We start from the raw sequence: 10,333 nt of genomic DNA, 5'->3' as shown, positions 1-10,333 counted from the left end.
ACATTTATCCTGGCGGAATATTTCTTATTATAGGTAAACAATGACAATGGTTTATCATTCTGATAGCCGGCGGCCAGGTTAAATCTGGAGGAACCCGAGCCCCCGCTTACCGACAGGTTATGATTCTGTGAAAATGTTGGTTTATACACCTCTCTCTGCCAATTGGTATCGTATTTTGGCGTATTGTCCGGATTAAACAAGTCCGGTTCCAGTTGCCCAAAGTTTGGATAAGGAACCCCTGAATTTGCATAGGCCTGTTTCTCCATTGCCTGGTACTGGGCTGAGTTCAAAACTGGGATTTCCCTTTGCAAGCTATTGAAACCGCCTACACCATTGTAGCTCAAAATGGTGGGCATATTATAATTACCCTGTTTTGTGGTAATGATAATTACACCACCTGAACCACGTGCGCCATAAATTGCAGATGCCGACGCATCTTTAAGTACATCAATCTTATCTATATCATTTGGATTTATCGCACTGTAATCAGCCCCGATAACCCCGTCAATAACAAACAGGGGATTATTGGATGCATTAATGGAATTGAAGCCCCTGATATTGATCCTGTAATCACCGACTTTGCCGGAATTCTGGGTAATGTTTAAGCCGGGTACCTGCCCCTGCAATGCACCAAGCGCATCGGGTGAGGATCTTTCCGTGATTGTTTTACCACTGATTGAACCAATGGAGCCTGTAACATCCACTTTACGCTGTGTTCCGTAACCCACAACCAGAACGTCTTTCAAAGACGAAGACTCCTTTAACACTATGGCCGGGGAGAAATCCTTGGAAGCGGTATTTACCTCCGTTGACTCATAGCCAACATAACTAATGGTTAAAACAGTTTTTCCGGCCGGAAGTTTAATTGCAAAGGCACCGTCTTTATCGGTTAAGGTACCAATGCTCGTCCCCTTTACTTTTACCGATGCGGATACCATGGGCGTTCCCTGTGAATCCTTTACAGATCCTGAAATGGCTTGCTGGGCAAGAGCCTGCTGAATGCCTCCTAAAAGACAAAGCAATACAACAACAAGGCCCCTAAGGGTCCCCAGTCTTTTTTGTGTATTGTATTTTAGCGAAAATAGTCTCATAAAATTGGTGAAATTGGTTTATAATTGGTTAAGTTATAATGTCAGTTTTCTCTATCAGGAGTCAGGGTGGATGCCTTAGACAAATTCCCGGCCCGGGAAATCCAATGGACTGATAGATGTTAATGATATTACCAGACATGACATACTCAGGAAGGTAACAATTAACTTGGTTGGTAAGGTTATTTGAATTCATCTGATGATTAGTAGTAATGTATGTACATATTAAACAAAAAAACAAAACAGGCCACCAAATTCTATTCCCCGCGATAGAAAACTAATATTAAATCAGTAATATAAATGCTGGTAAAATTTTATGTCCTATAACAAGGTAGGTATAATATGAATTATGTACAAACATATATGATTTTATTTTTATACATTTATCTGAATGAAGTACTCACTTGACCATAAAAGCCTTATTCCATTGCATGCTCAAGCAGAGATGCTTTTGAGAAAATTAATCCAGGCCCAAGAATATCAAAATGGGAAGACTCTTCCCAGTGAGGTTGAATTAGCAAAACGATTAGCTATATCGCGTACCACATTGAGGCTGGCGATTAACAAATTAGTTTTCGAAGGACTTTTAGTCCGTAAAAAAAGATTTGGAACTAAAGTTGCAAGCCAACCAGTTAGTTCCCGATCCAATAACTGGTTAAGTTTTTCACAGGAAATGAAATTGAGGGGGCTTCCCATAAATAGTTTCGAACTTCATGTTACCTGGGTGTACCCGGATGAAACCCTTGCAAATTTTTTTGAGATAAAAACTGACCGCAAAATATTGAAATTGGAAAGGGTTAGAGGAAAACTGCATGAGCCCTTTGTTTATTTTGTTTCTTATTTTCATCCGCGTGTGGGATTAACAGGCGAAGAGGATTTTAAACGTCCCCTGTACGAAATATTAGAAGATGACTACTCTGTAGTTGCTACCCTATCTAAAGAAGAAATAACCGCTATAGCTGCCGATGAATTTATTGCCGATAAACTTAAAATGAAAATTGGCAGTCCGGTACTGTCCAGAAAACGAACCGTGTTTGATCAGGCGGAGAGACAAATTGAATATAACCTTGGGTTTTACAAAGGGGACAGTTTTGTCTATACCAACGAAAGTTCAAGATAAATACACACCACGACAACTATAATGGGACTTTTGCTTCATTCTTTTTCACCTGAAGTGATGAAGAACCGCTTCTACTGAAATACACAAACTAAGGAAAGGAATATCTTATTAGTTCTTAATTTTGAAGTTTGTTGCTTACGAAAAATTATTTAAAAAAGTACGATATCCCTAACGGGATACCGTACGATTGGGGTCAGTGGCGGTGCGTAATTCGAACCATTTTGTGGACGAATTGATTGAAATTAGCGGTTTTTCTAAAATTTTAGAAGAATAATTAATCCCAGAGTTTGCCAATATTATCTTGCCTTGAAATTAGCCGCATACTAATTTACAGGAGTAATCTTGGCGGCTTTTGTTGCTACTGGAGCAACTTTCGAGGTTGGGGCATATTTGATGGCAGGGGCAATTTTTGTATCCTTTTTATCTACTGCTTTATTGATCTGTTTATCAGTACTGCTTTTACCAACTGTATCTGCCTTTGGCTTTATGGTTTCTTTCTGCACAGTTGCTTTTTGTGCTTTAAGGCCAGTTACAATGAACAAGGCACTTAAGAGGGGCATGATCTTTTTCATAATCTCCTGTTTTTATCAGGTAAACTTATTTGTTCTGGTTCTTAGGCTTGATTACGGCTTTATTTGAATCGGGAACTGTCGCGGGGATAGTATCTGGGCGTTTTTTATTTTTCTTTTTAAATAAGTTATTCAGTTTTTCACTGACTTTGTTTATTGCTTTGTCGGTAACATTGTCCGCCGTTTTATTTACAGCCTGATCTACAACTTTATCGGTTGATCGGTCAACGGAGTTTGTCGCCGCGACTTTTGCTTTTTCTTTGAGTTTACTCAATACCTGTGCTTGTGCTATCCCTCCTATACCAAGGGTAAGGAAAAAGATAAAAATTACTTTCTTCATGGTTTTACTTTTTTAGTAAAAGTAGCTTGAGTATAGATGCAGGTCAATCATTAAAAAAGATGATTTTTTGATCAAACGGGATCGATACCCCTATCTGTGAACCACTTACAATAATCTATACCATACTCGCCACCATAATTAATACATATTTCAGTACGTGCTTTGATGTTTTCGTGAGCAGTAAATACCATTTGTCTTTCTTCCTTATTGAGCATATATACAGCATTGGGAAACTGCTTGTGGTTATACATGGATCCAAACCCCATGGTTAACGACAATGTTTTTTCTTCTTTATTGAAATAAAAGCTATAATCTATAAGGGACGTAGCACATAAGGCAGAAAATTCTTTGGCAGGGATAATAATAACAGGACAAATTTCTATAATTTCTCCTTCTAAAATGTTTGCATTGCAAAAAACACCTCTGCCCTTTCCCTTTATCGTTTTTAAATACAACTGTTTCTTCATTATTCATCCGAATTGGGAAAATATACCTCGCTTCTATCATTCGGCTTACCGTTATAGTTAATAGTTACCTCATCTCCTGCTTCAATGGTTTGACAGGCATAAAGGTTAATCGTATTTCTCTTTCTCGAAAAGGTGTAAAAGGCATTTGCTTTGGCTGAATGATTGTAGAACGAAGCATGACCAAAACTAAATGCCACCTGCTTTTCGGGCTCGCTCAACAAAAAGTAATAATGAAAAAGTTTGGTAAACCGTAAGATTTCCTTTTCATCGTTCGATAAAAAAACAACAGGAGCCCGCTCTATAAGGCTCCCTTTCGTTATTCTATTTTTAGCAAATACGCCACGCCCATGAAGCGGACTTTCTTTTACTTCGATGTGCGGGGGCTGATAATTATTTTTATTGAACAGCATTATTTTCCCTTGTGCAATATCTTTGCATCTTTGATTGCTCTTTCCGCAGCTGCTTTAGGCATAACTTCCTTTTTAGGGTCAATTTGAGGAGCAATTTTTGCATCTTTAATTGCTCTTTCCTTCGCTTCCAATTTGGGGTCGGTTCGTAAGGACTTATGATCCTTTGATGAGACAGAGGTAGCGGTGGTTTGACTACAACCCGGATTTACCGTTTCTTTTTTAATCACGGTGGTTTGAGCTTTAACTGCTGTTATAAACAGCAATGAGCCTAAGATGGACATAATTCTTTTCATATTTTATATATTTATGGTGTTTCGCAAATTTGCCATTTCTTACTTTGCACGCTTGATTCTCCTCCAGCAAAAGCAATTCCACTTGCACCAGTATTTATCCCAGATCCAAGTCCGAAACTCACCACATTCCCAGTGCTTTTAGGCCCTTGGCTAACAAATTGTTTATCTACCTTTTTATTGGAGAACAGCATAAAAGTGGCAGGCGCACAAATACAAATTTCAGTTTGCCAGTCTTTGAGTGCCGAAGCAAAAAAAGGCGTTTCATAATAATAAGCCATCGAACATCCCAATACCGAAATGGTATATGCCGAACCTTTCCAGTGATAATCTTTCGATACTTTAAGTCCTCTCGAATCAAACGGAAACGTACCGGGGATACTAAACCTATCAATTGTTATAGCTGCATCTGAGTAGCCGCCCCATGGTCCTTGAGCATCGGCTACGGTTTTAATTGTATTGGTATATGCGCCATTATTCGATCCATAAAAATAATGGTTACATGACCCAATTCCGCTTTTTAGTGGATCAAAAAGTGGAGTAGCCGTGGCATTCTCATCCACACAAATAGTTGGATTAGGATCAACCGGCTTGCTTATTATAGGTGGGTTTGTTGGGTTTGAAGTAGATCCTCCAGGAGTATATGGCGCTACAGGTTTAGCTTTTTCATATTGAAACGTAAGGAACTCCCCAAATTGGATTTTCTTCCTTACATCATCTGGAAACACATCCCTAATCTTCTGCTGGTACAACGGTTCGTCTATTTTCGCCTCCGTCCAGATCTTTTTAACAAAGGAATAATGGGTTTTAGCAATCTGAGCTACTTTAGCCTGCTTTTCATCCATTGTTTTCAGGCTGCTTACACTTTTAATATCTTCCTGATAAGCTTTATACATTTCTGGATTGGCTTCCATGCGTTCCTTTAGCTTATCAATAACAGGTTGCATTACTGAGGTAAGTTGTTTTAAAACTTCATCATGTTTGCTTGTTGAGGCTACATTTAGCTCCTTTATGGGTTGTATAAAAATTTTCGAGTCTTCGATACGACTCCGAATTTGTGCTTTTGCTACCATCGTTCCTACAATGAATAGCGATAAAATAAATATCCTTTTCATAGTTAATTTTTTTATAGCATAAAAGTAGTTTGAGTGGCAAAGGGTATCAATCGTTAAAAAAGATGATTTTTATAACATATCCCTTACGGCATCAAAATCAAAGTTTTCGGTAAAATTTTCTACCAAACTTTTTCCGAGAGGGGTTTTTACATATCTGTAGGTTAATTCTATGATATATGGTTTTGCTGGATTTTTTTCTGCGCCTTTAAAATAGTCGGGATTGTATTTATAAAGTGTTGTACCGCCTTTACCATCCCAAAAGCCACTAAAAGTAAATGATCCGTTTTTTTGGGCATCGGCTTTGGTATCGGCATTAGGGGTCTCTATCCATACCTCATCATTGGGGCTTGAGCCATAAGTCCTTTTCCACGAAAAGTTTTCTGCTTTAGGATTAACTACAGCAGGTTGTGCCAACCAAGCAGCMGTATTTTCTTTCAGTGCCTTTTGCACAATGGCCTTTTTTGTTTCCATTTTTTGTTCCCAATCGGGATATTTTGCTTTTTTTACCACCAAATTGCGTTTGCCGTTTTCATACAACTGGGGGTGTTTTTGTGGGTCTTTCATCATACCAGCGGACTCGTTTTCAATCTCTTTTATTTTGTCGGTGATTAAAAGCCTTTCTCTTTCGTAATAAACCAACAGGGCTTCGAGGTATTCTTTACGGGTAGCGGGTATAAATACTAAAGCACCGGGTTTTGTGCAATACCAATGCCGGGTCATATATACGCTACGACTACCCTCTTTTACTGTGGCTTCGGGAATATCCTGATAATACCCTTTGCCGTTATTGACATCTTTAGATGCATCCATTTTAATAAAATTGTGCAGGGCGATAAACTGTCCATTGTATTTTTTGAGTGTTTCGTAATAGTAAGACTCATCTGAAAAAGAAAAAGCTGATTCTATCACTGTATAACGATTAACATAAGCCCTAAAAACATTAGCATATTCACTGTTAACCATCATTTTGTTTTTGACACAGATGTACTCGTAGCAGCCCATATTAAGATCGTAGCTTGCCAATGGATATTTACCTGCTATTATTGCTGGGGCATTGCCCGAAAAAGCAGTTTTGAGTACACAGCCTTTAAGGTTGTAATTGACACGACTTTGTTTTTCGAGTGTCTCAATTTTTGTGATTATGGCATTGGCGGTAGCTTTATTGGCAGCTGTACCCAATTCATCCAGCCAGTGTAACTTTTGCTGTGGCCATTCACAATGGGCAGCATCTATCTGTTTACCTGGAAGGTTTTCCAGATCTTTTGACGATTGGCAATCTTGTGCATATACTTGTTGGACTAACCCAAAGAATGCAACAACTAAAATAGCAATGATCAATATATATACTTGTTTCATGGATTGAATTTGTTTTTAGATTTTAATCCAGCATTTTTCTTAGCGCAGCTAAATCAAAATGCTGCTCCCAATTATTGAACAACCTTGAAGAGTAGCCATAATCTTTAGTGATCTCATATCGAAACTGTACTTCTATCAACAAAGGTTTTGCAGCCTGCCCGTTATTGGAAACAAAATAAGCTGGATTTAAAACATACAGGGCACATTTATACTCTCCTTCTGCATCATAAAACCTACCCAAAGCTTCCAAGATTTTATTTGCATCTTTTACCAATCTATCCTGATCTACCACTGCCGGTTTTTGTAACCATTCTGGTTTTTGTTTGGCAAGCAGGTCATTCACTATTGCTTTTTTTGCTTCATATATCTTAGGGTAAGCAAGCTTGTCTGCTTCCAAAGCGGCCAATGTTCTTTTTGCAGACTCAGCAGTATTATTTACTATATTTTTAATTTTCTCTGCGTTGTCATATTCAAAATTGGCTTTCTCTATTTCAAAATATTCCAGCATATCCAACAGGTATTGCTTGCGGCTAACGGGTATGAGTAAAGGCACTCCCGGTTTGGTGAGGAAATAACGACGATCTATAAATTGATACGAATTAGGCCCGTGAGTATCATATCTGCCACCCATTTCCCAGTGCTCAACATAGCCGTTACCATTGTTGAGTTTTAAGAAATCGGTATGAAAATCTTTATAGGCATCAGAGCGGGCAACCATAAAGGTTGATTCTGAAATATATTGTGATAAACGGCTGGGATTGTTGCTTTTGTCTTTTTCAAAGTTGGGACCTACTTTTGCTTCTATAGGAATTTGGTACATCGCATTTCCATTATTAATATTAAACTCGCCTGTGCCTACAGCATGTACGCCTCCGGGCATTATAGAGGGATTGAAGGCAACCCTGAAAGCCGTTCTGTATTCATCTACTATTTTGCTGGCGTGTTGGTTAACATTGCAGACAAAAGCATATACGCCCATACTGTACTCATAGCTGGCATAAACATTTTTGCTGTAATTACTGCTGCCCCACCTGGTAAAACTTACTCTGGCGGCACCTCCCGTCAATTTAAAATTATTACGGCTTGCTTCCTCCAGTTTTTCTACGGCAATGAGGTTTTTCATCATTGTAGTTTTTTCGGCGGGTGTGCCTTTTAAACTAAAGCCATATTTTGTATTGTTATGGTCGGTATAAATACCAGGCATAGCGTCAACATCTGCACGTGAACCACAGGGCGTTAATGGGTCAGCTATTTTTTTTATTCCTTGCGAAAAAGCTGCTGTATTTACAAGCACAACGGCTAAGAGTGTCAAAAACTGTTTCATGGTTTATCGTTTTAATTTTTTTAGCAAAATGCCGTGGCCGTTTAATGGAACTGCGATGGCTGATTAAAATTCTAGACAAATTGGGACAGTTAAATTCCTATCTCAAACAAGCTATTTCAAAAAATCGCTACCAAACCCTGGTATGGATGACCCGGCGGCCTTAAAACCACCGCTCACACTTATTTCAACATCAACTAAATTAACACCTGCACTGCCTCCCATAGGGCCACTCATCTCTGCTGAAACTGATTCTTTAACGATCAAATCAACCGGGTTCATATTCCCATCAAACTTGATGGTGGTTCCTATTTCTGCACCTATTTTTCCACCCAGTTTTTTGGTGATCTCAAATTCTTTTTCTTTTCCTGCTTTTACAGTAATGCTGTGCCCAGTAGTTTGCCAGGTTACAGGATCAACACTTCGATCGTACCTAAATGAACCTTCTTTAAAATCTGCATAAACCGACCAGCCTTCGCAATTCATTTTTCCACCGGTTACCATGAGGTCTATCCCAAAATCCACTTCGCAGTGTTCTCTTTCCCAATCGTGTATTTTGCCTCTGTAATTGTTGGCTTTCATATAATCGCCACAGGGTTTTGATAGCCCCCCGTCCACATGCATAGGGAAAAGCGGATAAGCAAGCTTATACAAGTCTTTCAAATAGCCCACATAAAATGCGTAGTTAACGGCCGTAGGGTCTTGCATGGATTGCATCACGATGGTATTCCAAAAAAGATGCTCTTGCAAACGCTGGTTCAACAGATCTTCCATTTTATGGATATATTGCATATTGATTACGGCAATCTTTTCCAACCATTTATTTTGTCGTGCTGTTTTCAGTTCACAGAGTTGTTTTTCAATGGCTACTGCCCTTGCATTTGCTGCATCCTGGCCTTCGCCGTCTTTCAGTTTGCTGTTTTCGTTTACCAAAGCATTTATCTTATCATCAAAATCGGTTTTCAATGCCTGTTTCAGTTCATTCACGCTTGCTAACCTGTTTGCTGTTTCAGTTTTCATTCGGCTATAATATGATTTGCTGAATTGCGGATTGTCTATGCTGGACAGCATAACGGCTCCCTGAGCCATGAAAGGATTACTGAACGATGCTTTGATATCCTGCACAGATTTTGAATAGCCAGGCTTGCCCGCATTAGCCATCACCTGCTGCATTTGTGCCATCATTTTAGCCTGGTTTCCCTGTACTTGGTTCTCATATTTTTTGTTGAGTTCCTTTTGCGTTTTATAAGTTGCGTTAATAGTAGCATCAAAGTCCCTGAAATAGGCTTCCACTTCACCATCCCGTGCTACTGCTTCTTCATACGATGCCGGTATTGACGGTACAATAAAGCGTTTGGTAACACTATGGTTTTTATAAAATTGTTTAAAACGTTTTCTGATATGCGCCGAAATGTCTTTTTGAGGTGCTACCTGGTTCAGCAGATTAATATTTTCGGTAGTAGCAGCGCCATGGGCAATGGATTTTTCAAGATACCCACCACAAAGTGCTTTATCTCCCTGTTTTTGTGCAATGAGTGCCATCGAACGATACGCTTCCGTTTTGGTCGAATCTTTTGCAATGGCTGATAAAAACAACGGTTTCGCCTTGTCAACATAACCCAAACTCAGATAAGCCTGACCTATATTGTTAAGCAAGGTGCCGCTTTGAGGCACAAATTTTTGCGTATATAAAAGCAGCGGTAAAGATTTATGTGCATATCCCGAAAGGGTAAGCAATGCGCCCAGATTATTGATGGAAACATAATCGTCTGGATTGGTGATACAGGCATTAATAAGCAGGTACAATGCTTTGTCCAATTCATTATGCGACCAAAACACCATTGCATATTTTCCGGTTTCAGCGCCCTTATCCAATAATTTTTGTACCGCTTTTACATGATCGGGTTTCATCGCAGTTTCTGTTTGCGAAAAAATCGGTTTGAGGTAAGCTATAAGTTTCCCTTTATCAGTGGGTGTGGCCGGTATAGCCAGTGTAGAAAGTTTTTCGGGAATTTTGTTCGGGTCACCCATTTGCATCAATGCTGTTCCAGTACCACCTTGCTGCATATTTTTTTGGGCAGTTTTCATTGTTTTTTCAAGTCCCATTTTCTCTAGCATGGCTCGCTGCTCTGGGGTCATATTTTTTTTCAGCTCCTCCATTTTTTTCATAGCATCTTCCGTGCTTTGCTTTTGTTGTGCTATTGCCAATAAGGGCAGCATCAATAGGATTATCAATATATTTTTCATTGCCTCATTC

The 10,333-nt window shown here is 39.2% G+C and carries 11 protein-coding genes; 1 reads left to right on the top strand and 10 read right to left on the bottom strand.

Annotated elements, in window-relative coordinates; translation table 11 throughout:
• Nucleotides 1-1,091: TonB-dependent receptor plug domain-containing protein (locus tag AC1DND_RS09205; RefSeq protein ID WP_477581000.1), on the bottom strand; the 1,091-nt coding region annotated here is incomplete at its 3' end.
• 388 nt (nt 1,092-1,479) lie between these two features.
• Between AC1DND_RS09205 and AC1DND_RS09200 the strand changes: the two genes are divergently transcribed.
• On the top strand, nt 1,480-2,208 hold the full coding sequence (locus AC1DND_RS09200) for a GntR family transcriptional regulator (protein WP_477580998.1): 729 nt from the start codon (nt 1,480-1,482) through the stop codon (nt 2,206-2,208).
• Nucleotides 2,209-2,531: 323 nt separating this feature from the next.
• On the opposite strand, the gene AC1DND_RS09195 is transcribed toward AC1DND_RS09200, so the two are convergent.
• The 9 genes from AC1DND_RS09195 to AC1DND_RS09155 form a co-directional block, all read right to left on the bottom strand.
• On the bottom strand, nt 2,532-2,780 hold the full coding sequence (locus AC1DND_RS09195) for a hypothetical protein (RefSeq protein WP_477580996.1): 249 nt from the start codon (nt 2,778-2,780) through the stop codon (nt 2,532-2,534).
• 25 nt (nt 2,781-2,805) lie between these two features.
• Nucleotides 2,806-3,117 carry a hypothetical protein gene (locus AC1DND_RS09190; protein ID WP_477580995.1) on the bottom strand — a complete coding sequence of 104 codons (312 nt, stop codon included), beginning with the start codon at nt 3,115-3,117 and terminating at the stop codon, nt 2,806-2,808.
• Between the two features lie 71 nt (nt 3,118-3,188).
• A complete protein-coding gene (locus tag AC1DND_RS09185; protein ID WP_477580994.1) occupies nt 3,189-3,584 on the bottom strand; it encodes an SET domain-containing protein-lysine N-methyltransferase in 396 nt (131 codons plus the stop codon).
• A complete protein-coding gene (locus AC1DND_RS09180; protein ID WP_477580992.1) occupies nt 3,584-3,994 on the bottom strand; it encodes an SET domain-containing protein-lysine N-methyltransferase in 411 nt (136 codons plus the stop codon). The genes AC1DND_RS09185 and AC1DND_RS09180 overlap by 1 nt, the downstream gene beginning before the upstream one ends.
• Nucleotides 3,994-4,287 (bottom strand): hypothetical protein, encoded by a 294-nt coding sequence (locus AC1DND_RS09175; protein ID WP_477580990.1) that lies wholly within the window; start codon nt 4,285-4,287, stop codon nt 3,994-3,996. The genes AC1DND_RS09180 and AC1DND_RS09175 overlap by 1 nt, the downstream gene beginning before the upstream one ends.
• Before the next feature lie 11 nt (nt 4,288-4,298).
• A complete protein-coding gene (locus AC1DND_RS09170; protein WP_477580988.1) occupies nt 4,299-5,399 on the bottom strand; it encodes a hypothetical protein in 1,101 nt (366 codons plus the stop codon).
• A gap of 69 nt (nt 5,400-5,468) precedes the next feature.
• Nucleotides 5,469-6,755 carry a hypothetical protein gene (locus AC1DND_RS09165; RefSeq protein WP_477580986.1) on the bottom strand — a complete coding sequence of 429 codons (1,287 nt, stop codon included), beginning with the start codon at nt 6,753-6,755 and terminating at the stop codon, nt 5,469-5,471.
• A gap of 22 nt (nt 6,756-6,777) precedes the next feature.
• A complete protein-coding gene (locus tag AC1DND_RS09160; protein WP_477580985.1) occupies nt 6,778-8,079 on the bottom strand; it encodes a hypothetical protein in 1,302 nt (433 codons plus the stop codon).
• A gap of 111 nt (nt 8,080-8,190) precedes the next feature.
• The coding region (locus AC1DND_RS09155) for a tetratricopeptide repeat protein (protein WP_477580983.1) at nt 8,191-10,333 on the bottom strand (2,143 nt) is incomplete at its 5' end.

This window comes from Pedobacter sp. 01N416 (genome assembly GCF_056399685.1).
The sequence above is the reverse complement of the archived record's forward strand: the minus strand, read 5'-3'. Positions and strand labels throughout refer to the sequence as shown.

What these genes read in the sequence shown, in the direction of transcription:
- AC1DND_RS09180 (WP_477580992.1), bottom strand. Translation starts at nt 3,994, where the DNA reads ATGCTGTTCAATAAAAATAATTATCAGCCCCCGCACATCGAAGTAAAA.
- AC1DND_RS09170 (WP_477580988.1), bottom strand. Translation starts at nt 5,399, where the DNA reads ATGAAAAGGATATTTATTTTATCGCTATTCATTGTAGGAACGATGGTA.
- AC1DND_RS09185 (WP_477580994.1), bottom strand. Translation starts at nt 3,584, where the DNA reads ATGAAGAAACAGTTGTATTTAAAAACGATAAAGGGAAAGGGCAGAGGT.
- AC1DND_RS09175 (WP_477580990.1), bottom strand. Translation starts at nt 4,287, where the DNA reads ATGAAAAGAATTATGTCCATCTTAGGCTCATTGCTGTTTATAACAGCA.
- AC1DND_RS09200 (WP_477580998.1), top strand. Translation starts at nt 1,480, where the DNA reads ATGAAGTACTCACTTGACCATAAAAGCCTTATTCCATTGCATGCTCAA.
- AC1DND_RS09195 (WP_477580996.1), bottom strand. Translation starts at nt 2,780, where the DNA reads ATGAAAAAGATCATGCCCCTCTTAAGTGCCTTGTTCATTGTAACTGGC.
- AC1DND_RS09160 (WP_477580985.1), bottom strand. Translation starts at nt 8,079, where the DNA reads ATGAAACAGTTTTTGACACTCTTAGCCGTTGTGCTTGTAAATACAGCA.
- AC1DND_RS09190 (WP_477580995.1), bottom strand. Translation starts at nt 3,117, where the DNA reads ATGAAGAAAGTAATTTTTATCTTTTTCCTTACCCTTGGTATAGGAGGG.